This is a genomic window from Candidatus Pelagibacter giovannonii (genome assembly GCF_012276695.1).
GTDB classification, from domain to species: Bacteria; Pseudomonadota; Alphaproteobacteria; order Pelagibacterales; family Pelagibacteraceae; genus Pelagibacter; species Pelagibacter giovannonii.
This window is the reverse complement of the sequence record NZ_CP038852.1, coordinates 1,190,232-1,211,540: the sequence shown is the minus strand read 5'-3', so window position 1 is coordinate 1,211,540 and position 21,309 is coordinate 1,190,232. Positions and strand designations below refer to the sequence as shown.

24 protein-coding genes are annotated in these 21,309 nt (G+C 30.5%); 2 read left to right on the top strand and 22 right to left on the bottom strand.

Features of this window, described 5'->3' with window-relative positions; translation table 11 throughout:
- Positions 1–18: 18 nt before the first annotated feature.
- The 10 genes from E5R92_RS07505 to E5R92_RS06495 all read right to left on the bottom strand — a co-directional run bounded on the left by E5R92_RS07505 (position 19) and on the right by E5R92_RS06495 (position 7,512).
- Positions 19–165 (bottom strand): NAD(P)-binding domain-containing protein, encoded by a 147-nt coding sequence (locus E5R92_RS07505; protein ID WP_229704523.1) that lies wholly within the window; start codon positions 163–165, stop codon positions 19–21.
- Between the two features lie 32 nt (positions 166–197).
- Positions 198–1,109: a glutarate dioxygenase GlaH gene (glaH, locus tag E5R92_RS06535; RefSeq protein ID WP_168607283.1), complete on the bottom strand. Its 912-nt coding sequence runs from the start codon at positions 1,107–1,109 to the stop codon at positions 198–200.
- The gene (locus tag E5R92_RS06530) at positions 1,109–1,432 is read right to left on the bottom strand and encodes an AzlD domain-containing protein (RefSeq protein ID WP_168607282.1); all 324 of its coding nucleotides are present in this window, start codon (positions 1,430–1,432) and stop codon (positions 1,109–1,111) included. Before E5R92_RS06530 ends, glaH begins: the two co-directional genes overlap by 1 nt.
- Positions 1,422–2,126: an AzlC family ABC transporter permease gene (locus E5R92_RS06525; RefSeq protein ID WP_168607281.1), complete on the bottom strand. Its 705-nt coding sequence runs from the start codon at positions 2,124–2,126 to the stop codon at positions 1,422–1,424. Before E5R92_RS06525 ends, E5R92_RS06530 begins: the two co-directional genes overlap by 11 nt.
- Entirely contained in the window at positions 2,126–2,911 is a 786-nt protein-coding gene (locus E5R92_RS06520) for an ABC transporter ATP-binding protein (protein WP_168607280.1), read from the bottom strand. The genes E5R92_RS06525 and E5R92_RS06520 overlap by 1 nt, the downstream gene beginning before the upstream one ends.
- Positions 2,911–3,651 carry an ABC transporter ATP-binding protein gene (locus E5R92_RS06515; RefSeq protein WP_168607279.1) on the bottom strand — a complete coding sequence of 247 codons (741 nt, stop codon included), beginning with the start codon at positions 3,649–3,651 and terminating at the stop codon, positions 2,911–2,913. Before E5R92_RS06515 ends, E5R92_RS06520 begins: the two co-directional genes overlap by 1 nt.
- Entirely contained in the window at positions 3,651–4,703 is a 1,053-nt protein-coding gene (locus E5R92_RS06510; RefSeq protein WP_168607278.1) for a branched-chain amino acid ABC transporter permease, read from the bottom strand. Before E5R92_RS06510 ends, E5R92_RS06515 begins: the two co-directional genes overlap by 1 nt.
- Positions 4,703–5,596 carry a branched-chain amino acid ABC transporter permease gene (locus tag E5R92_RS06505; protein WP_168607277.1) on the bottom strand — a complete coding sequence of 298 codons (894 nt, stop codon included), beginning with the start codon at positions 5,594–5,596 and terminating at the stop codon, positions 4,703–4,705. The genes E5R92_RS06510 and E5R92_RS06505 overlap by 1 nt, the downstream gene beginning before the upstream one ends.
- Positions 5,597–5,660: 64 nt before the next feature.
- Positions 5,661–6,902, bottom strand: a complete 1,242-nt coding sequence (locus E5R92_RS06500) for an amino acid ABC transporter substrate-binding protein (protein ID WP_168607276.1) — start codon at positions 6,900–6,902, stop codon at positions 5,661–5,663.
- 88 nt (positions 6,903–6,990) lie between these two features.
- Positions 6,991–7,512, bottom strand: a complete 522-nt coding sequence (locus E5R92_RS06495) for a LysE family translocator (protein WP_229704522.1) — start codon at positions 7,510–7,512, stop codon at positions 6,991–6,993.
- A gap of 227 nt (positions 7,513–7,739) precedes the next feature.
- Here E5R92_RS06495 and E5R92_RS06490 point away from each other — a divergent pair, with 227 nt between their 5' ends.
- Together E5R92_RS06490 and grxC are read left to right on the top strand one after the other, a co-directional pair.
- Positions 7,740–8,036 (top strand): TIGR03643 family protein, encoded by a 297-nt coding sequence (locus E5R92_RS06490; RefSeq protein WP_168607274.1) that lies wholly within the window; start codon positions 7,740–7,742, stop codon positions 8,034–8,036.
- A 3-nt stretch (positions 8,037–8,039) separates the two neighbouring features.
- Positions 8,040–8,294: a glutaredoxin 3 gene (gene grxC, locus E5R92_RS06485; protein WP_168607273.1), complete on the top strand. Its 255-nt coding sequence runs from the start codon at positions 8,040–8,042 to the stop codon at positions 8,292–8,294.
- A 14-nt stretch (positions 8,295–8,308) separates the two neighbouring features.
- Here grxC and msrB read toward each other — a convergent pair whose 3' ends face one another.
- The 12 genes from msrB to ilvC all read right to left on the bottom strand — a co-directional run bounded on the left by msrB (position 8,309) and on the right by ilvC (position 21,309).
- A complete protein-coding gene (gene msrB / locus E5R92_RS06480; protein ID WP_168607272.1) occupies positions 8,309–8,683 on the bottom strand; it encodes a peptide-methionine (R)-S-oxide reductase MsrB in 375 nt (124 codons plus the stop codon).
- A 2-nt stretch (positions 8,684–8,685) separates the two neighbouring features.
- Positions 8,686–9,579, bottom strand: a complete 894-nt coding sequence (locus E5R92_RS06475; RefSeq protein ID WP_168607271.1) for a histone deacetylase family protein — start codon at positions 9,577–9,579, stop codon at positions 8,686–8,688.
- On the bottom strand, positions 9,579–10,532 hold the full coding sequence (locus E5R92_RS06470; RefSeq protein ID WP_168607270.1) for a D-2-hydroxyacid dehydrogenase family protein: 954 nt from the start codon (positions 10,530–10,532) through the stop codon (positions 9,579–9,581). The genes E5R92_RS06475 and E5R92_RS06470 overlap by 1 nt, the downstream gene beginning before the upstream one ends.
- Positions 10,525–11,424: a DMT family transporter gene (locus E5R92_RS06465; protein WP_168607269.1), complete on the bottom strand. Its 900-nt coding sequence runs from the start codon at positions 11,422–11,424 to the stop codon at positions 10,525–10,527. The genes E5R92_RS06470 and E5R92_RS06465 overlap by 8 nt, the downstream gene beginning before the upstream one ends.
- Positions 11,425–12,666, bottom strand: coding sequence for an NAD(P)/FAD-dependent oxidoreductase (locus E5R92_RS06460; RefSeq protein WP_168607268.1), 1,242 nt, complete (start codon positions 12,664–12,666; stop codon positions 11,425–11,427).
- 68 nt (positions 12,667–12,734) lie between these two features.
- Positions 12,735–13,856, bottom strand: coding sequence for a rod shape-determining protein RodA (gene rodA / locus E5R92_RS06455; RefSeq protein ID WP_168607267.1), 1,122 nt, complete (start codon positions 13,854–13,856; stop codon positions 12,735–12,737).
- Positions 13,857–15,821, bottom strand: a complete 1,965-nt coding sequence (mrdA, locus tag E5R92_RS06450) for a penicillin-binding protein 2 (RefSeq protein WP_168607266.1) — start codon at positions 15,819–15,821, stop codon at positions 13,857–13,859.
- Entirely contained in the window at positions 15,811–16,332 is a 522-nt protein-coding gene (gene mreD, locus E5R92_RS06445) for a rod shape-determining protein MreD (RefSeq protein ID WP_168607265.1), read from the bottom strand. Before mreD ends, mrdA begins: the two co-directional genes overlap by 11 nt.
- Complete coding sequence (gene mreC / locus E5R92_RS06440) at positions 16,333–17,577, bottom strand: rod shape-determining protein MreC (protein WP_168607264.1); 1,245 nt, start codon at positions 17,575–17,577, stop codon at positions 16,333–16,335.
- A gap of 5 nt (positions 17,578–17,582) precedes the next feature.
- Positions 17,583–18,620 (bottom strand): rod shape-determining protein, encoded by a 1,038-nt coding sequence (locus E5R92_RS06435; RefSeq protein WP_168607263.1) that lies wholly within the window; start codon positions 18,618–18,620, stop codon positions 17,583–17,585.
- 1 nt (position 18,621) lies between these two features.
- Positions 18,622–20,184 carry a 2-isopropylmalate synthase gene (locus E5R92_RS06430; protein ID WP_168607262.1) on the bottom strand — a complete coding sequence of 521 codons (1,563 nt, stop codon included), beginning with the start codon at positions 20,182–20,184 and terminating at the stop codon, positions 18,622–18,624.
- 105 nt (positions 20,185–20,289) lie between these two features.
- Complete coding sequence (gene ilvC, locus E5R92_RS06425; RefSeq protein ID WP_168607261.1) at positions 20,290–21,309, bottom strand: ketol-acid reductoisomerase; 1,020 nt, start codon at positions 21,307–21,309, stop codon at positions 20,290–20,292.

Here is a 21,309-nt window from a genome sequence, read left to right as displayed (position 1 = left end):
GATTATCTTTGTTAATACTTATTTTTTTAAATTTTTTTTTAATATGCTAGATGTAGATTTATTTCTATTAGAAATGATTATTTTTTTATATGAAATACTAGAGCTGCAAATACCAGTGACCACTGCAGATGTAATTTTACCTGTTCCTATAAAGCCTAATTTCATAAATATAGTTACTTTATAGTGATATTAGTGAATTAATTAATAAAAAAAGAACCTCTAATTCTCAACAGTTCTCTACTTAAATCTTTATTTTCTTTAAAAGGTTTTCTTCCATGCAGCCAAAAGTAATTATTAGCAATTATTGCAGATCCAACAGGTAATTTAGTAATAGTTTTATTTTTACTTTCTTCTAAGCCATCCGATAATCTCTGCAAGAAATTACCTTGTTCCATATTTTTAGGCTCAGGAAATTGATCTATATAAGAAATATTAGGTTTGCCGTTTTCATCAGACGAAAACACTGGATGCTCTACCTTGTAGTCTATATTTTTACTTTTTGGTGATCCCCAAATAAAATTCTGCTTGCCTACTGGATCACTATATAAATCCCCACAATGTTCCCAATCATCTAGATGTAACATTGCTGTCTCTCCACCCTCTACATTCTGTTCATCAATTTTAGTCATTAACAACCAATCTGTAACTTCTTTGACATAAGTTCCGTCTGTATGAAGGTCCATATTCGTATAAGCTTTTCTTAAATACGAGTCACTTTTGTCCTCATGTTTAACAATAAATCTTGCATAATATTTTCCAGCCATAGAGTCATGGTTTGGAATTCCAATCAAATGAGCAATAGCAGTTGATAGCTTAACTAAAAAAGTATGATTAATCTTAGAATTAAGGTTCTTGGGTCCAATAATAAAGCAACCTGTTTCTCGGTCTCTTATTATCTTATTCATAAGCTTGCTTAATTCATTAGATGTAAGCTCATCTAAGCTTTTTGCTAATGTAAAACGAGTAAATGGTTTGTACTCTAAAGCGGTAATATCAAACTTATTGAATGGAAAAATTAATTTATCTAAAATCTCATCTTCAATTTTAATATCAATTATCCTTTTTGAATTTTGGTGCTCAGTTATTGTTAATCCAGAAATTTTTTCCATTATAAGTAATTACTTAGTAATGTCATCATAATAGCAGAAATTACTGTTGGATAAACAAAATTTCTTTTTGAAATAAAAAATATAAATAAACAAAATAAAACTACAATGAGTCTACTTAAATAGCTCGCATCAGACATAACTCCTACAGGAAAAATAATTGTTCTAGCAATCAGTGCTGCTAAAGTTGAGTATGCAAGACAATTAAAATATCTAAATAATTTTGAAGTTTCTTTTATTCCCTCAGAGGAAATTACCCCTAGTAACCTAGATGAGAAAGTGGCAAGAGATGTAACTAAAATTGCAAGAACTACACTAGTTGACATTTAATTCTCCTATAAAATAAGCAATAGTTCCACCAATAAAACCACCTAATAAAATTGACCATTCAGGAGATAAAAAATAAAAAATTGGACCCAGCGCTAAACCTAGAATTACTGAAGCTGTAATTTGAACAGTTTTCATTGCACCCACCATCATACATAAGAAATAAATTGGATTTAAAATTGCTAGACCCATCATCATATTTTTATCCAAATAATCTGAGGCATAAAATCCAATGAAAGTCCCAATTACAGCTGTTGTCCAGGTTGCACAACCAATTCCAATCCAGAAATCAATTCTGTGTTTTTTTTCAATACTTTTATAATTACTCTTCATTATCAACCATGCCGACACAGCAATAAAATGACATGAAAAATAATATTTCCACTTAGGTTGGCTTTTATGCATCATTAATGGAAATAAAGAAACTGCCATTGGATAAAGTCGTGCATTAACAAACCATACTGCTAAAAAAATATTTAATAATGATGCTCCAACTAATAGTGACTCTGCCATAACCAATGAACCTGGCAAAGCATAAGTAAGCATTGTCGAAAGAATACTTTCCTGAATATTAAAGCCTAAATTTTTAAGAAGTGCACCGATAGCGATAAAACAACAACCAAGTGCAAGGGCTGGGCTGTCTGGCGCTAGAATTGATTTGAAACCTTTAAAGAAAAATTCTTTATTAATCATTAACCTCCAAGGAATAATCTACCGACATCAGGGTTTTTTAATAAATCATCCCCTTTACCAGCAATCGCAGTTTGTCCTGATACTAAAACGTAACCAATATCTGCAAACTCTAATCCTTTTTTGGCATTTTGTTCTACTAAAATAATTGTTTTCTTTTCTGTTTGTTGTAGATCTCTTAAAATTTCAAAAACCATATCAATATATCTTGGCTCCAATCCAATAGATGGTTCATCAACTAGTAATACCGATGGCTTCATAACTAGTGCTCTAGAAATTTCTAATAATCTTCTTTCTCCACCTGATAAAACTTTAGCAGGTTGATTTCTTCTATTTCTTAATCGTTCATATTTTTCAAAAATTCTTTCTGCTTCTTCATGGGACTCATCAGTATTTTCTTTGGAATAACCACCCATCAATAAATTTTCTTCAACAGTCATATCTGGAAAAACAGAATTATCTTGAAGTATATAAGCAATTCCACATGAAGTAAGTTTTTGAGCTGGAGTTAAGTTGGTAATTTCTTTTCCATCAATTTCTATTTGTCCTGAAAAAATATTTGTAAATCCATAAATAGAATGAAGTATTGTAGATTTTCCTGCACCATTTGGTCCGATCAAACATAGTGACTGAGCCTTACTTACATTTAAATTAAAATCATGAAGTATTTCCATTTTGCCATAACCAGCTGATAATTTTTTTATAGTTAAGTGAATATTATCTGGAGATAATTTTTGTAAATCTTCTGGCCCTGGTGCTTTACCTAATACATCGTATTGATTTGACATTATTGTGCTCCCAAGTAAGCGTCTAGCACACGCTTATCATTTTTAATTTCATCCGGAGTTCCATTTGCTAACATTTGACCGTGTGCTAAACAAAAAACTCTTTGTGCTAAATTCATAATTACTTTCATATTGTGCTCTATAACTAACAAAGTAATTCCATAATCTTTATTAACACTTATCAAACGTTCAATAATTCCATTAATTAAAGTAGGGTTTATCCCAGCTGTTGGTTCATCTAATAAAAGCATTTTAGGTTCATTCATTAGTGCCATGGCAAGTTCTAGTAGTTTTTGCTGTCCAAAAGAAAGATCTCCTGCTCTAAGCTTTCTTTTTTGATGAAGTCCTACAAATTTTAATAATGTTTCAGCCTTATCTGTTAAATCAGAAGGTATTTTTTGAAATACTGTTAATATTCCATCATTTTCTGGCTTATGACTGATTAGCATATTTTGAATACAGTTTAATTTTCCATAAATTCTTGTTTGTTGAAAAGTTCTAAGTAGTCCAAGCTTTGCAACAACAGGAACTGGCAGTTCTGAAACTTCTGTGCCATCAAATTTAATTGAACCATTGTCGATTGGGTAAGTTCCTACAATGGAATTAAATAGAGTGGTTTTACCAGATCCGTTCGGACCAATTAATCCAACAATTGAACCTTGATCAACTGACATTGAAATATCAACATTAGCTTTAACACCCCCAAAAGACTTACTTACATTTGATATATCTAATATGGCCATTACTTTAATTCTACCTGTGCTTTTAAATCAGCTTCATCTACAACTTCACCAAATCTTTCAGGATACTTTTCTCTTAACCATCCCATTACACCTTCGGGAAAATAAACAACAATTACAATAATTAAAACTCCAAGAGCAACATACTGCCAGCCTAAGAAGTAGGTCCAAAAACCTTCTTTAAATAAGTGGAATATAGTTGCACCAACAAGTGGTCCCCATAAAGTTCCTTTACCACCAAGGATTGCCATTAAAACCATGAACACACCAAATGTTGGTCCAGCAAATGCGATCTCAGTTGGTTCAATATAACCATTAATATGTCCCATTAATCCTCCAGCAATTCCAACAAAGAATGCTGAAACCATCCAGCCAATAATCTTATATCTCATTGTGTGAATTCCCATCGCTTCAGCTTTATCTTCATTATCTCTTATTGCATTTAAAACTAATCCAAATCTTGTGCTGTATGCCCATTTCAAAGAAACAAAAGTTACAACTACAAGAGCAAGACACAAATAATATAAAAACTGAGATGATGATGCATTAGATCCAAAACCTTTTGGCCAAACTGGAACTGTCATACCTTGACCTGCACCAATTATTTCAATTCCACCAGCAATTTCTCCAGCAGCAATTCCCAATGCTAAAGTACAAATTGCAAAGTAGTGTCCTCTTAAACCTAAAATCCCATAACCAATTACTCCTGCAATTATTGTCGGAATAATTCCTGCTAATAATATACCAACACCAAAACCTTGAAAAAATTGAGGGATAGTATGAACAAAAGTTTTTTCTCCACCTGCATCTGTCCATTCTGCTAGTGAAAAGAACATTGCTATTTGAGTGCTTGATGCAACATACATTCCAACACCAAAAAATAATATATTACCGAACGTGTTGTAACCCATCTGTCCACCTTGAACATCCCAAGTCATAGCTAAAACAATTAAAATATATAAAAATGATAATTGTAGTTTGTAAGCAGGGAATATGAATGCTCCAGCCAAACCAAAAATTATTAAGCCTGCGTATAGGAGTGTATTTTTACTCATTATTTTAAATACTCTCTTTTTCGAGCTAATTTAAATCTTCTATAAACTAATATAATGACTAATAACGAAAATACTGCTGCAATTCTAAATTCTGTCCCAAGCAGATAATCTGCCCATTCTTCAAATACACCAAGTCCCATTCCTGATATTGCAACAGCTGGTAAATTTCCAAGTCCAGCAATAATTACGATCATGAAAGATCTAACTGTATAAGGTAGTCCAGTGTATGGATGGAGAGTGAATGTAATTGCAATACATGCTCCTGCTATTCCACATAATGCTGCATTAATTCCAAAGGTTGCTGCATAAACTTTCTCAGTATCAACACCTAAAATTTTTGCTGCTCTTGCATTTTGAGCAGTTGCTCTAATTGCTCTACCTAGTTTTGATTTCTTCATATAAATGACAAGAATAATTGCAGATATCACACAAACTGCTCCTGAGAATATTTTAGCATTTGGAAGTGTAACAGAGTTGTTAAATAACATTGTTGTACCAAAATTTGATTGAGCAACTACTACGTCTGCACCAAATGCAAAATTCATTAATTGCTGAGCTAAAATACTAATTCCAAAAGTTGCAAGTATTGAAGTGAACAAATCTTTGTCTACTACTTTATTGATAACAAGCTTATACATTCCCCAACCCACGCAATACATAATGATTGGTGATACGATTACCCCAAACGCTGGATGTATCCCTGAAAGGTACATGAAATATGCAATGTATCCACCCATGATTACTAATTCTCCTTGAGCAATATTTATTATATTCATCACTCCCCACTGTAATGCCATTCCATAAGCAATTAATGCAAACAAAATACCAAGAAGTATTCCATCCATTGACGCTTGAACCATTAAGATAGGTGCTTGAAAAATTAGAAAATCCATAAATTCTTTAGATGTTTATAAAAAAATGCCCCCTATTACTAGGGAGCATTTTACATATTAGGTGTTATCTTTTTGACCAAGATGGAATTGGGTGTACCAACTCAGCTGATGCCCATTTTGTTGGAGCAACAACTTTGTTTTCACACTTACTACCATCATCGTTACATGATACTTGGAAAAGTACCATTGGCTTAGATACGTTTTGACCACCTGCAGCAAATTTTATGTTTCCATAAAAAGTTTGCATATCAGTTGCAGCTAAAGCATCTCTAACTTTTTTAGTATCAAATGATTGTGCTCTTTCGAACGCATCTTTAAAAACTAATAAAGCAGCAGAAGACTCAGCAGCTTGGTATGGCGGCGCATATCCGAAAGCTTTAGTAAAGTCTGCATCATACGTCATACCATCTTTAAAAAAGTTGTCCGTATAAGATAGAGACTTATGCCATTGAGAAGCACAAAGTGCGTACTCAGAAGCTTTACCATGTTGCTTAGATAATTTAGCAGCATCACAGTGAGTCATTGCTAACATTTTCACGTCGACTTTCATCTCTGAGATTTGTCTAACAGCTGTCAAAGCACCTTTAGTATGACCTGAAACTACAAGAACGTCTGGATTAGTAGCTTTTACTTTAGATAAAGTAGCAGCCATATCGTTAAGTTCTTTTGGTAACTTGTCATCAATAATGATTTTTGACTTTGTTCTTTTAGCAGCTTCAACAATACCCAATCTCACATCTTGTGAGAAAGCATCTTGTTCAAATGCCATTGCAATCTTAACTGGTTTTCCACCATTTTTTTCAACAGCAAGATCAATTGCTACATCAAGATATAAGTTCGCTGGAGCTAGTACTGCGAATAAATATTTGTAGCCTTTAGTGAATAACGATCTAGACGCACCGTTTGCTTCAACCATAGGAACTTGATATTTTTCAGTTACAGGAGCCATAGCTTTTGTAAGTCCTGAGCTATAAGGCCCAAGCATAAACTGAACACCATCTTGTTGGATTAATCTTTCTGCAAGTTGTGCTGCTCTTCCAGAGTTTGACTCATCATCGTAATAAATAATATCAAACTTGTAAGTTTTTCCACCAACTTTAACACCACCCATGCTGTTAATTCTCTCAACTGCTAAGTTATAGCCGTTTTGAGTATGAACACCATTAGATGAATATTTTCCAGTTAATGAAACAGCTGCACCTAAAATAATTTTATCCCCAACAACCTTCGCAAAAGATATAGTTGAAGCTGAAATTAAAAGAGCAATTGCAGAAACTAAGGTAATTAGTATATTTCTGATTTTCATTTTTATTTTCCTCTATTAGTTTTAAATTTAAAGAAATTATTTAACTCTGAAATTAAAAAACAAACAAGTATGTAATAAAGATTGCGACTTAATATTTTTGAATAAAAGCTATTATAACCGCGATTATTATTAGCACGCACGCTGAAATTGTATTTATAACTTTTGGATTTGCTTTTATCCAGACAATCAATTTTCTAGCAAGTACAGCGTAAGCAATTAAAGATAAAAAATCTAAGACTATGTATGTTGTGATTAAAATTATAAATTGAACAATATAATTTGAATTAAAATCAATAAATTGTGGAAAGATTAATGGAAAAAACATCCAAGCTTTAGGACTTGTTCCTGCAACTAAGAAACCATCTTTAAAAAAAGAAAAAAAACTTTTTGATGAAATATTATTTGAGTTTATATTTTTTGGTCTTAAATTATAAATGTCATAAGCAAGATAAAGCAAATATGCAATTCCAATCCACTTAAAAGTGTTTAAAAAATTTGGATTGTCTACAAAAAAAGATCCTAGAACAAAAATTACTAAAGTTGCTTGAATAAAGTTTGCAGTTATGTCTCCAAGTGCTGTCCAAATACATTTTTGAACTCCATAATTCATAGAATAAGAAATGATAACAATTCTAGGTGTTCCAGGGGTAATAAATAGAAATAAGATTATTTGTAAAAAAAGGAAATAATTTAAGGGGAGCATTTTAAGTTTAAGGATAGTCCAAAAAAACCGGGAGCTAAAGATGGCTAAGATGGACTATCTATAATTGAAGATACCACGACCCTAAATAAAATGCATTAATCAATTTTTTCAAATATAATGAAAATAGAGGATTTATGAAAAAAAAAGGTCACACCCCTATAACTAGAGTTAAAAACCCAGAACCCCACATATCAGATCCTGACTGGATCATTTGGGCTGCTTGGGCAGATCGTATCACTTTTGAGGAAATTGAGAAAAAGACTGGAAAAACAGAAGGTGAAGTAATTAAGATTATGAGACGATCTATAAAGCCTGTTTCTTTTAGATTGTGGAGAAAAAGAGTTAATCAAAAAAGTATTAAGCACAAAAAAAAATTTGAGTATTCAAGAAAAGAAATTACTAGTAAAATTAAAAAGAATGATTATTTATAAGTCATGAAATCAGTAACAATTTATACAGGACCACTTTGTGCCTTTTGTGATGCAGCAAAAAAATTATTAACTAGAAACAACGTTAAATATAAAGAAATTAACATTTCAACAGTTGACGGTGCAATGGATGAAATGATTAAAAAAGCTAATGGTAAAAGAACAATTCCTCAAATATTTTTTGATGATCAACACATTGGTGGCTACGATGAAACTAGAGCTTTAGAAAAAGAAAATAAACTACAAGAACTTCTTAAATAGTTTAATAAATAATATTATAATTTTGGCTTAAAAGTTAAACAAACACCGTTATTACAGTATCTTTTACCAGTTGGCTTTGGTCCATCTTCAAAGATATGACCATGATGGCCACCACATTTTTTGCAATGATATTCTACTCTCTCATAACCTAATAGAGTGTCTGTTTTAGTTTCAAAAGCATCTGGTAGTGATTGATAGAATGAAGGCCAGCCTGAACCACTTTCATATTTAGCATTCGAGTCAAATAACTTTTCATCACAATTAGTACAGTGATAACTACCTTCTCTTTTTTCATGATTTAATTCACTAGTACCCGGGGCTTCAGTTCCATCTTCAAATAAAACTAATTTTTGTTCAGCAGTAAGATCTTTGTTAATTTTTTTAGTCATATTTAAATTAATTTAGCACATGATTGATGTAATAAAGAATGTAATTCAACTAATTTATTAAAATCTTTATTATATCCTCCACCTAAAACACCACAGATTGGTATTCTTTTAGAGGAAAAATTTTCTATTACTAATTCATCTCTTTTTTTTATTCCTTCATCAGAAATTTTTAATTTACCTAATCGATCATTAAAATGAATATCAACACCAGCTATATAAAAAACAAAGTCAAAATTTTCATTATTTAATTTATTGAGATATAATTTAAGTGTTTTAATATAAGCATCATCCTCAAGGTTATCTTGAAGCTCGATGTCTAGATCACTAATAGATTTTTTAGCAGGATAATTAGTTTTTGAATGCATACTAAAAGTAAAAACATGCTTATTATCTTTAAAAATCTCTGAGTTTCCATTTCCTTGATGAACATCAAGATCTACGATTAACATTCTGTTGGCTAACCCTCTATCTAATAAATAATGTGCAGCAACTGCTACATCATTAAACACACAATAACCAGCTCCCTCATCATAATTTGCATGATGACTTCCACCTGCTGTGTTACACGCAATTCCATAATTTAATGCAAGTTTTGATGCTAAAACAGTTCCACCTGTTGCAACTAAAGATCTTTGGACCACACTGTCAACTAAAGGGAAGCCAATTTTTTTTACTCCATTTTCATCTAATGTTTTATTTTTTATATTATTAATATAATTTTTTGAATGAGCTCTATTTAAAGTTTCAAATGAGCATGGATAAGGTTTGTGAAATTTTTTTACAATTTTTTTATTTATTAAATATTTAGCAAGTTCACCAAATTTATTAATTGGAAATTTGTGATCATCACCAATTTTTGCAACATAATCTTTATGATTGACTACTGGTAGCTCCATTATTTTTCAATAATACGAATTGGCTTACCATTTACACAAGCCTCTAAACCTTCAATCATTTGTGTATAAAACACACTATAATTTTCTGCTGTTACATATCCGACATGGGGCATCAAAAGTGCATTTGGTAAAAATCTTAGTTTGTTTCCTTCTGGTAAAGGTTCTTTTTCATAAACATCAAGACCTGCTCCAGCAATTACATTAGTTGATAGTGCTATAATTAAATCATCTTCATTAACAATTGATCCTCTAGAAGTATTAATTAAAAAAGCAGTTTTTTTCATTGTATCTAGCTCTTTTAGTTTTATTAGCTCTTTATATCTTTCTCCACCTTGAACATGAATGGATATAAAATCAGAATTTTGAAATAAGTCTTCTTTACTACATGGAAGTACATCAAGTTCTTTGCAGGTATCTAAATTCAAATTTTCACTCCAAGCCATAACTTCCATGCCAAAAGCTTTACCAATTTTAGCAACTTGCGAACCAACTCTACCTAATCCTACTAAACCTAATATCTTTCCTTTAAGTTCAAAACCAATAGTTGATTGCCAATAACCTTGATACATATTATCTATTTCTTCTTTAAAATTTCTAGCTAAACCTAAAATCAAACCCCAAGTTAATTCAGTAGTACCAGCAAAATCAATCTCAGTTCCACAAACTACAATTCTTCTCTTTTTAGCAGCAGTTAAGTCTATAGCTTTGTTTCTTGAACCACTTGTGATGATATATTTAAGACTATTCAAATTATCAATTAAATTTTTAGTAATAGGAGTTCGCTCTCTCATTATTAATAATGCTTCAAAGTCAGCTAACTGCTCTATAGCATCTGCTTCATCTTCAAAAGGTTCACTAAATATCTTAAATTCGTATTTTCCAGATAATTTTTTTAGATCAACAAATTCATGAGATACGTTTTGGTAATCGTCTAAGATAGCAACTTTAAGCATTTTTAATCTTTCTATTTGATAAAAGAATTCCAGTTAAAATAAATATTGCACCCAACATATGATAAAACATAAATTTTTCATTAAAAATAATCATGGCCATAATTGCACTTAAAATAGGCATCATATGTAAGAAGACACCTGCTCTGTTTGCACCAATTAAAGCGACTCCTTTTATCCAAAAAATAAAAGAAATAAGGCCTGGAAACAAAACTACATAAAACAAAATCATATAAAAATTTTGATTAAGAACAATTCTATAGCCTATTTGATACTCTATAAAATAAATTGGTATCAAAAAAATAAAACCAAAAGAAATTACAACTTCTAATAATGTTAATTGTGATAGTTCATGTTTTTTTTTCTTTAATAATGCTGAATAAGTAGCCCATGATAACATTCCAAAAACCATTGTTATGTCGCCTTTATTAAAATCTAAATTTAATAATATTCCAAGGTTAGCTTTAGTTATAATTAAAATTACTCCAATAAAAGAACATGCAACTCCCAATATTTGGAAAGTATTAGTTTTTTCAATTTTTAAAATTGAAGAAATAAATATAATCATTACAGGTATTGTTGATATCATTAACACTCCACTGATCACTTGAGTAAAATTTAGAGAATAATAGACAATTGAATTAAATATGGTGACACTCGTTATTCCAAGTATCATATAATACTTATAATTTTCTAAAATATAATTTCTTTTTTTTAATATCTCTTGAATCGTAAATGGTGCCAAGATCAACCAGGCAAAAAACCATCTATAAAAATTTAATGAAAATGGGGGTACTTCATATTGGCTTGCAAATTTTCCAACTAAGAAATTTCCAGACCAAAATAAAGCTGCAAAAAATAAAAAAACATAAGCAACATTGTTTTTATTTATCACTTAGACAAACCTAAGAGAGCTATATGGCTTTAAATCTAAGTTTGTGTTTTCTTCAGCAATCATTCCAGAGACTATTTTTCCTGAAATAGGTCCTAATGTCCATCCTAAATGATGATGACCAAAACAATAAAAAACATTTTTGTGTTTTTTTGAAGGTCCTATTACTGGTAAGTAATCTGGTAATGTTGGTCTAAAACCAAGCCATTCATCTTCATGTCCAGGTAAATCACCCATCATATATTTTGCATTATTAATCAAATTTTTAACTCTTGATTTTGATAATGGATTATCCAACCCACCAAACTCAACAGTCCCTACTACTCTAAGTCCTTGTTCCATAGGTGTAATGCCAAATCCTCTGTTTTGGAAAATTACTGGTCTACTTAAAAGATGATCACAATCTTTAAAATGAACATGATATCCTCTTTCAGTATCAAGAGGTATTTTTTCATCTAAATTATCTGTTAGTTTTTTTGAAAAAGAACCACAAGCAATAACAATTTTATCAAATAGAAAGCTTTGTGTTTCAGCTTTTATAACTGGCTTTTCATCGTTAAAATTTATGTCTTTGATATTCATTTTTAAAAATTTGCCACCCTTCTTCAAAAATAGATCATAAAGTTTTAAAAGAATTTTTTTAGGATTTCTAGCATGTCTACCATTTTGGTAATAAACACCTCCATGATAGATAGGTTTTATATTTGGTTCTAAGTCATGAATTTCTTTTGGATTTACTATTTGTTGATCAACACCTAATTTATCTCTAACATTGATTTCAAACTCTCTACTTTTTAAGTTTTGATCATTCCAAATATATAAAATACCTTTTTTTTCAACCAAACCTCCAAGTTCTATTTCATCAAACAATTCATCATAAGCAGGTAATGCTAAATCTAAAATTTGATGCATATTTTTAGCAGTATGCATCATTCTTTTAATAGTACAGTTTCTAATAAATTGTAAAAACCAAGGAAGCATTTTTGGAACATAGTTCCATTTAAGAGCAAGGGGACCTGTAGAGCTTAAAAGCATTGCAGGGACATCAGTTAAAACATCTGGTCTGTTTATTGGGACAGATGCATATGGAGAAAAGTGACCTGCATTACCATAGGATGCAGCAGGACTTCCAGGCTCATCTCTATCAAAAATTGTTACACTAAAACCTTTTTTTTGTAAAAATAAAGCATTGGAAATACCTTGTATACCAGCACCCACAATTCCAATTTTTAAATTTTTTTCCATGACACTTTATACAATTCTTAAATCTAAATTTTATCGCGACAAATTCGACAAATAAAGCATTAAAATACTTAGGCTATCAACTGTTTGTGATTAATTTTAGCACTCATAACAATTGCAAATCCAATCATTGTTGCAAGCATGGAAGATCCTCCATATGACATAATTGGTAATGGTGATCCAACGATAGGTAATAAACCCAAAACCATAGACATGTTTACTGTAACATAAAAAAATATTGCAGATCCATAACCATAGCAAAAAAGTTTAGCAAAATAACTTCTCGAGATCGTACCAATTCTTAATATTCTGTAAATAATAATTATATAAATTAATAACAAACCTATGGACCCTAAAAAACCATGCTCCTCAGCAAATAAAGTAAAGATGAAGTCTGTATGTTTTTCTGGTAAAAATTCTAAATAACTTTGAGTGCCTTTTAAGAAACCTTTACCAGTTAATCCTCCTGATCCAACTGCTATTTTAGATTGAATAATTTGGTAACCCGCACCTAAAGGATCCCTATCTGGATTAAGGAATGTTAAAACCCTTAGCTTTTGATAAGGTTGTAAAAAAGCAATAGCAAAAGGCATTGAAATTAATAAAACTATAAATGAATATACAAAATATTTAATATTAATTCCTGCAAGCCAAATAACAACCAGTCCACTTAAGGCAATTAAAATTGAAGTTCCCAAATCAGGTTGAGTAATAACGAGCATAATTGGTAAAATTAAAATTACTAGAACAATAAATATAACTTGAAAACTATTAACTTTATTCAGTTGTATACGGTGAAAATATTTAGCAAGACATATTATTATTGCAATTTTCATTAATTCAGATGGTTGCAAATTAATAAAATATAAATTGATCCATCTTTGTGAGCCTGAAGCTTTAATGCCATACAAGGAAGCCCAGACTAGAAGAAATAAAACTACGATATAAAATAAATATGCAAAGTAATACCAAAATTTAATATTAAAAAATGACATAAAAATCATCATTATAAAAAATATTAAAAATTTTGAAATATGACTTTTGCTATGAAATAGAATTTCCCCTCCATCTGTTGAATACATAGACAAAGCACTAATTAACCCAAGTAATAAAATACAAATTATCAAAACATAATCAAAATTTTTTATCTTTTGAAAAAATGTAGGCTGCGTATTAAATGAATTATATTGCATCTATATCTTAATAGTTCTTTTAGCCCTAGTGTGCTCCCTAAACTCGTGTCTATCTATAATTAATTTAAAAAGTTTCTTTGCAATAGGAGCTGCTGTAGAACTACCAGATCCACCATGCTCAATTACTATACTTAATGCATATCTTGGTTTTTTATAGGGTCCAAAAGCTATGTATAGTGCATGGTCTCTTTCATTATAGGGAATATCAAGTGTTTTCAAATCAAGCTCACGATCAGCCTTAGTAATTCTTTTAACTTGTGATGTTCCAGTTTTTCCAGCAAATTGATATTTAGGATCTTCAATTCTAGATGCATAAGATGTTCCTCTAACTTCATTGGTTGAGGCAAACATTGCTTCTCTTACTAATTTTATATTCTTAAAGTTTTTAAATAAACGTTCATGTTTTTCTTGATTAATAAAACTTAAAAGCTCACTTGTTTCTTTTAGTTCATTATTTTTTTTGTCTTGATTTTCAGAATTTTTATTCATTAAAATTTTAATATCTTCAGGGGTTTTGTCATTTTCTTCTACTATTATTTTTGGATAAATCTTAAATCCTCCGTTTGCGAGTTGAGCTGTCATAAGACATAATTGCAGTGGTGTTGTTTGAGTATAGCCTTGTCCAATACCTGTAATTAATGTTTCACCTATAACCCAACCTTTTCCTAAATTATTTTTTTTCCATTTAGTATCAGGAATTAGTCCTTTTTTTTCATTACTAAATGTTTCATCTAAGACTTTTTTTCCAAGACCAAACTTTAGAGATGTATCTTTTAATCGATCCACACCAAGTTTTCTTGCAATCTCATAGAAATACGTATCACAAGACTGTTTCATTGCACTTTTTAAATCTACAATGCCATGTCCTTTTTTTTTCCAGCAATGATAGGTTTGTCCATACATCTCAATTTTTCCTTTACAATTAACTTTAAAATTTTCATCAATAATTCTATTTTCTAATGCAGATAAAGCTACCATTGGTTTAAATGTTGAGCCTGGTGAATATAAACCTGATAAAGTTTTATTGACTAATGGTTTTAATGGATTATTTCTAATTAATTGCCAGTCATCATGGTTAATTCCAAAAAGAAATAAATTAGGGTCAAACGATGGTGACGACTGCATGGCAACTATTTCACCTGTATAAATATCCATCACACTTATAGATCCTGCCATGTCTTTTAAAAGTTCATTACACAGTTTTTGAATTTCCGTATCAATTGTAAGTTGGATTGTTTTTCCATTTAGTCCGTTAGTATGATCAACTTGGCTAATTCTTTTTCCAAAAGCATTAACTTCATATCTTTCAACCCCGTTAGTGCCTATTAATTCATTTTCAAAAGTTTTTTCTAAACCAGTCTTTCCCACCTTCAGTCCTGGTACAAATGTATTTTTTATAATTTCATTATTTAAAATATCTTTCTCGCTGGCTTCACTTACATAACCTAAAACATGTGTATAATTTTCATTAAAAGGGTAATTGCGTGAAACAGACAGAACTGGTTTTGCCCCCTCTAAATCATGTAGGTAATAATTAACTTTTGTGAACTGCTCCCATGTTAAATTTTTAGAAATAATTAGAGTTTCCCAGGATTTTTGATTATTTTTTTGTTTTATTATTTTTTTAAATTCATTATTACTTATTGATAAAATACCTTTTAGTCTTACCATTAAATACTTAAAGTCTTCTACTTCCTCGGGGATTACATGTAGTTGGTATACCTTTAAATTGCCCGCAATAACATTTTCAAAATAATCTAAAAACTCACCTCTAATTGGGGGTAATTTCCATTCACGTAATCTGTTTTTATCAGATAGTGTTAAATATTTTTTATTTTCTGTAATTTGTAATGAAAATAGTCGAACTATTATTCCAGTAAATACAACGAGCTTAGCTGCACCAATAATAAACATTCTTCTATTGATAGTTTGAACTTTTTTTACACCAAAGTTTTCACCCAGCATGTCTATTGCCTAAAATATTTTTTTCAAAAAAATCAAATAAATTTGCAAATAAAAAATACAATAAATATGTAAATGCAATATTAATTATCTGATCAAAATAATTTAATTCATAATTGAAAATAAAATTTAAGTAAATGAATAACAATGAATTTATAATTAAAATTGTTATAAGAAAAAAAATTGAGTCTTTTATTAAACTTGGTCTTAAAGTGATATTTCTAAGATAAGCAGCAGCACCACAAAGAATCAAATACATCAAACTACTTATTCCAATCGGAGTTCCTCCAACTACATCGTTAAACAGACCTGCTATAAAAATATAAATATAACCCAAACTTTCACTTTTTTTTAGACCATAGTAAAAAATCAAGATGTATGAAAAGTTAAAGGAAAAATATATTAATCCTAAATTATTAAAATCAAACTCATTTAATACAGAAATAAAAAGTAAAGCTATTGGAATATATTTTAGTATATTCTGAGTAATATTATGTTTTTGGATTTTAGCCATTTACTGTTTAAGCCCTTTGCTTAACACACATTTTCTATACTCAACTGTGCCAACTTTATACCCATCGTTAATAAAATTTTTTCTACATTTATGTCCATAATAAAGATTCATTTTAAGAAATTTCATTTCTTCATCTTGAGTTTTATTTTTTTGATTAATTTTTTTTTCAGTTAAAACTTTATTTTTTAAAAAATCACTTTCTTTTTCTAACCTAATACGCTCATTTCTTAAAAAATCGTTTTCTTTTTGAATTTTAACTCTTATTTCATCAGCTATTTTTTTTTGTTCTATTAATATTCTTATAGTTTCTTGCTGTTGATTTGTATCTTCAATTTCATTCTCTAATGTTTCTGACTCGTTTTTAGATGATATATCTAAAACTTTTTGTTCTTTCTTATAAGACGCCACTTTTACGTATTTTAGCTGAGAAAAATTTTTATGAAAATTAACTATTTTATTATCCTTAGTGATTCCAAGGCTTTTATCATCTTCTATTACTCCAATTGGTATACCACTTTTAAATACTCCACCCGCACCCGAAGTAATAACCTGCATTTCCTCATTTATTTCAGGTAAATTTTTGTCTTTAACATATTGTAAAACACCCTCTAGTTTATCTTTACCAGACATAATTCCCTGAATATCTCCTGGCTGTAATGAAACTGGAATTTTAGAATTAATATCAGAAATTAACAGAACTCTTGATGTGAAAAAATTAACTTCTACTATTTTTCCAACTAAATAACCCTCGTCTAGGACGACCATTCCTAATTCAATGTCATTTTTACTACCTTTATTAATTATTATAGATCTAAGAAAGGGGCTTTGTTTATCTATTAATACTTTTGCGACTGTCTCATGATCTCCAATGAAGTAGTCGTCAATTAATTTTTTATATTTAATATTCTCAAGTATAATAATTTCCTGTGATAAATCTTTTCCTCTCAAACGCTTAAGCTCAGAAAGATTTTTTTTGTTTTCTTCATATAAATTTAAATGACTTTTTATAATAAAGTAGTTATTTTCTAAAAATTTTTCTGGGCCAGACACTATAAAAGAAGATCTATAAACTATTTCATTAATAGTTTTTTCTACATAACTTATAGCTTTGAAGTTAAAACTGCCTAAAACTAAAAAAGTTATAGAAAAAAATATTAAACTTAATAGTGAAAATCTTTGCTGTGTTCCTTTTTTTAAGAAAGCAGACCTTAATGCAATTACAAAATCATCTCTGCTTGTTTCCATTGTTTCTAATATTCAGATAGCATAGTAGAGAATGTTTCTTCTTGATCTAGAGCTTTTCCAGTCCCAATTGCAACGCATGCTAATGGATCATCTGCTATAAAAACTGGTAATCCAGTTTCTTTAGAAAATCTTTTATCAATATTTTTTAATAAAGCTCCACCACCTGTTAACGTTAGACCCATATCTACTAAGTCAGCTGATAATTCTGGAGGAGTGTTTTCAAGAGCATCTTTTATCCCATTCACCATTTCTTTTAAAATATCATTTAATGCCTCCGCTGAATCTTCTTCAGTAATATTTACTTCTTTAGGTGTTCCTGATCTTAAATCTCTCCCTTTAACAGCATAAGTATTGCTGTTTGATGGTATAGCTGTACCAATTTCTTTTTTTATTTTTTCAGCAGTACTATCTCCAATCATTAAGTTATATTCTTTTCTCATATAATTAACTAAAGCTGAATCCATTGCATCTCCAGCAACTCTTAATGATTTAGAATAAACAAGACCTCCAAGTGACATAACAGCTATCTCTGTTGTGCCTCCACCAATATCAACAACCATTGATCCTGTTGCTTCTGAGATCGGAAGACCTGCACCAATTGCTGCTGCGATAGGTTCTTCAATTAATTGCACTCTTCTAGCACCAGCTGCTAATGCACTGTCTTGAATAGCTTTTCTTTCAACTGGTGTTGATCCTGTTGGAACACAAATTAAGATTCTAGGATTTGCAAAAGTTTTGCCTGCATGAACTTTTTTTATAAAATGTTTAATCATTTCTTCAGTAACTATAAAGTCTGCAATAACTCCATCTCTCAAAGGCCTAATTGCACTAATGTTTCCAGGTGTTCTTCCAAGCATAGTTTTTGCTTCATCTCCAACTGCTAACACAGTTTTTTTACCCATATTATCAGCTATAGCAACTACAGATGGTTCGTTTAAAACCACTCCTTGTCCTTTTAAAACAACAAGTGTGTTAGCGGTTCCAAGATCAATCGCCATATCTTGACTCCAAATACTGCTTAAATTTTTAATCCAATTAGCCATTTTATATTCCCTTCATTTTCTGAGTTTCATGCTCTATTGGAGCAGTTTTTTTTCTTTTAATTATCATTTTATTTAAAGCACTTAAATAAGCATTAGCTGACGCTACTAATGTGTCAGTATCCGCAGCTTGTCCAACAGTAGTTTTGCCTTCTTCTTCAATTCTAACACTTACCGTAGCTTGAGCATCAGTTCCTTCTGTAACAGCGTGAACTTGATATAGTTGTAATTTCACATCGTGTGGATATAAAACTTTTATACATTTAAAAATAGCATCTACTGGGCCATCACCTGTTTCTGAAGTTGATTTAACTTCACCATAAACATCAAGTGTCATCTCTGCTTTTTGAGGTTCACCTGTTCCTGCAAAAACTTTTAATGACTTTAAGTTAATTACATATTTATCTAAAATCATACTGTCATCAACTAAAGCTGCAATGTCATCGTCATAAACATGTTTTTTTTTGTCTGCTAAAATTTTAAATTTACCAAATGCTGTTTGAATTACATCATCAGTTACTTCTGCGTAACCAAGGTCATTTAATTTTTCTTTAAATGCATGTCGTCCAGAATGTTTTCCCATTACTAATGAAGTTTTTTTAACCCCAACACTCTCTGGTGTCATAATTTCATAAGTTTCTCTATTTTTAAGCATTCCATCTTGATGAATGCCCGCTTCATGAGCAAAAGCATTTTTTCCAACAATTGCCTTATTAAATTGAACTGGAAACGTTGCATTAGAAACAATTTTTGAAGCTTTACTTAATAATTCAGTTTTAATTCCAGTTATATAAGGCATTAAATCGTTTCTTGTTCTTATTGCCATAACAATTTCTTCAAGTGCAGCATTTCCTGCTCTTTCACCTATTCCATTAATTGTACATTCAACTTGTCTCGCACCAGCTGAAACGCCAGCTAAAGAATTTGCTACAGCAAGCCCTAAGTCATTATGACAATGAACAGATAAGATAGCTTTTTCAATATTAGGAACTTTATTTTTTAATGTTGTTATAATTTTAGTAAATTCTGAAGGGATAGTGTAACCAACAGTATCTGGAATATTTATTGTTGTAGCACCACTGCTAATTGCTGTTTCAACTATTTTACACATAAAATCCATGTCAGTTCGTGTTCCATCTTCACATGACCATTCAACATCATCTGTAAGATTTCTTGCATAAGTTACACTTTCTTTTATTGCATCCACAACTTGTTCAGGAGATTTATTCAACTTAAATTTCATATGAAGTGGGCTTGTTGAAATGAAAGTATGGATTCTAAATCTTGGAGCAGATTTTAATGCTTCATGGCATGCATCTATATCCTTTTTGCTAGCTCTAGATAATCCGCATGGAATTGAATTTTTTAAAATTTTACTAATTGCTGTTACGGCTTCAAAATCACCTGGGGAAGCTATTGGAAAACCAGCTTCAATTACATCTATACCTAATTCATCAAAAATTCTTGCTATTTGAATTTTTTCTTCAAGACTCATCGATGCACCAGGTGATTGCTCACCATCTCGCATCGTAGTATCAAATATAATAACTTTATCTTTGTCGCTCATAGCCAATAATCTTAGAAAAACTATAATACAATCTATAATAGAGATTGCAAAATATTTGTTATATTTTAGCTATAATTTATGATCGATTTAGGTTTTTATTAAAAATTAACTTTTATCACTATCTATTAATTTTTTCTTACCAATCCAAGGCATCATTGCTCTAAGTTCTGCACCAACCTTTTCAATTGGATGATCTGCAAGATCTTTTCTCATTTTCAAAAAGTTCTTTTGACCACCTTCGCATTCTTTCATCCAGTCTTTTGTAAACTTGCCTGATTGAATATCAGCAAGAACTTCTTTCATTCTTTTCTTGCTTTCACTATCAACAACTTTTTTACCAGATACATACTCTCCATATTCTGCTGTATTAGAAATAGAGTAGTTCATATTGGCAATTCCACCTTCATAAATTAAATCTACTATTAATTTTACTTCATGTAGACATTCAAAGTATGCCATTTCTGGTTCATAGCCGGCTTCTGTTAGAGTTTCAAAACCATTTTTAATAAGTTCAACTAATCCACCACATAGAACTGACTGCTCACCAAATAAATCAGTTTCACATTCATCTTTAAATGTTGTTTCAATAATACCAGATTTTCCACCACCTATTGCTGAAGCATATGATAATGCAAGATCTCTTGCTTTACCTGTTCCATCTTGATGAACAGCAAATAAACAAGGTACTCCACCACCTCTTTCGAATTCACTTCTAACTAAATGTCCAGGTCCCTTTGGTGCAACCATGAATACATCTAAATCTTTTCTTGCTTCAATTAATTTGTAATGAATATTTAATCCATGAGCAAATGCTATGCTTGTTCCTGGTTTAATTCTTTGATCAATATGATTTTTATAAATTGCTGCTTGTAATTCATCTGGTGTAAGTATCATTGCAACTTCTGCCCACTCTGCAGCATCAGATAAACCCATTACTTTTAAACCTTTTGATTCTGCTTTTGCTTTACTTGCAGATCCATCTCTAAGTGCTACTACAACTTCTTTAGCTCCACTATCTTTTAAATTTAATGCGTGTGCATGTCCTTGGCTTCCATACCCAAAAATTGCTATTTTTTTACTTTTTATTAAATCTACATCTGCATCTTTTTCATAAAACATTTTCAT